Source organism: Treponema sp. OMZ 840 (genome assembly GCF_050937815.1).
Taxonomy (GTDB): Bacteria; Spirochaetota; Spirochaetia; order Treponematales; family Treponemataceae; genus Treponema_C.
Genome location: NZ_JACDIJ010000032.1, coordinates 1 through 1,199 on the forward strand (window position 1 = coordinate 1; position 1,199 = coordinate 1,199).

Below are 1,199 nucleotides of genomic sequence, written 5' to 3' on the forward strand. Positions count from 1 at the left end.
GCTTTAAACATTATAGGTTTGATATGAAAAAAAAGAGACTTTTTCCGAAAAAAACAACTTTATTTTATGAGTACAAGAGCGTATAGAACAGCGGGAATGAAAAAAGAACAGCACAAATCGGACAGGGAAGATGTTTTACCCTTTGCTTTAAATACACCGTCGGCTTAGGCCTTAGTTATTTTTGTGTTTTCTTGCGCTAGGGGGCCGATGTAAAAAAGCGCAAGACGTTACAGTTTTTCTATTTCCGCCTCGGAAAGCCCGGTGATTTTGTGAATATCATCCAAAGGGTAATTCATCGACTTCATTACAGCTGCCGTTTCCAATTTGTTTTGCCGGGCACCTTCTTCCAAGGCTATTTCACGTTCTTCTTCTCTTTGAACCGCTATATCGGTTGCGTAATCGTATTCACTTAATAACATATTCATTACCTCCCGCGATTTGCGTTCCAAGTACTCTTTAAGTATATCATTATTTATACATTCCTGTACAGCTTTTTCAAAGCCTTTTTCCCTGTCAAGCTTGAGGTGTTTTCGCACCGTTTCTACAAATAAACTGTACTGGGCAAGCGGTTTGCACTGTGCAAGGATTGTATGTGCTTTATCCTGATTGATATTCACCACCTCGACAATGAGTTCAAGGTTCGGTTGTGAGCCGGCCGTCATAAAAGCGTCGGAAAGTTTTAGCGTTTTATATTCCGGGAAATCTTCTTCTCCGTTGTAAAACACATAGAATTCGGGAGAAGGAATCTTAACCAAACGGCGCAAATACTTATCGCGCGGATTTTGTATCTGCTCATACAAGCGGACTACATACTCCAAAAAACGGAACGGCATATTCAAGTTGACGGTCGATTGATGTTCTGCAAGTACAATGATTTTATTATCTACAAGGAAAGACACATCGTTGTAAAAGTTCATATACAGGATTTGCTCCAGTCTGATGTGACGCAGCTCACAGTCAAGCGGCAGCTGTGTTCCGTGCAGTGCGTTGTACAAACTGATAAAGTTCGACTTCGCCGACTTGTCCGCTCCGAAAAGGTCGGCAAACACCGAGTCCTTATAGGTTCGCTTGGGCTTAGCCTTTGTCATACTTCACCTCCACCTATACTGTTTTACAAGTGAACCACACCGAAATAGCTCCATTTTATTTCATTTCCGTACACGGATGTACGAAAAAGCTGCAAATACTCAGTTTTGTGC

1 protein-coding gene is annotated in these 1,199 nt (G+C 41.5%); it reads right to left on the reverse strand.

Annotated elements, in window-relative coordinates; all coding sequences use genetic code 11:
• Positions 1-227: 227 nt before the first annotated feature.
• A complete protein-coding gene (locus tag H0R92_RS13965) occupies positions 228-1,088 on the reverse strand; it encodes an Rpn family recombination-promoting nuclease/putative transposase (RefSeq protein ID WP_432966272.1) in 861 nt (286 codons plus the stop codon).
• Between the last annotated feature and the right edge of the window lie 111 nt (positions 1,089-1,199).

Excerpts from the sequence above, each read along its gene's own strand:
- H0R92_RS13965 (WP_432966272.1), bottom strand. The coding sequence starts at position 1,088 with ATGACAAAGGCTAAGCCCAAGCGAACCTATAAGGACTCGGTGTTTGCC.